Source organism: Polaromonas sp. P1_G2, from assembly GCF_056405515.1.
In genome coordinates this window covers 1-413 of sequence record NZ_JBFUBY010001374.1, presented here as the reverse complement: position 1 = coordinate 413, position 413 = coordinate 1, and the positions used below count along the sequence as shown (strand labels likewise).

The following is a 413-nucleotide window of genomic DNA, read 5'->3' as shown; positions in this document are numbered from 1 at the left end:
GGCTCCGCCGATATCGACGCCGCGCTGGCTACATTGAATGCATGACATCCCACCGATGGATTTGATCAAGACAAGGATATGAGCATGTTTGATCTGACCGGCCGCAAGGCACTTGTCACAGGTGCTTCCGGAGGCATCGGCGAGGAGATCGCCCGCGCTTTGCATAAGCAGGGCGCTACGGTCGGCCTGCATGGCACGCGCCGCGAGAAGCTCGACGCGCTTGCCGCCGAGCTTGGTGACCGTACTTATGTCTTCACGGCCGACATAACCGATCGCGCCGCGCTCAAGACGCTGGCGCAGGATGTCGAAAGCACGCTGGGCGGCGTCGATATCCTGGTCAACAATGCCGGCATCACCCGCGACGGTCTGATGATGCGCATGAGCGACGAGGACTGGGACGCGGTCATCAACAT

The 413-nt window shown here is 61.0% G+C and carries 1 protein-coding gene; it reads left to right on the top strand.

Annotation, left to right across the window (positions count from 1 at the left end; genetic code table 11):
• Positions 1 to 84: 84 nt before the first annotated feature.
• Positions 85 to 413, top strand: a 329-nt coding sequence (locus AC1D0P_RS30630) for an SDR family NAD(P)-dependent oxidoreductase (protein ID WP_477680172.1), incomplete at its 3' end; no start/stop codon positions are given.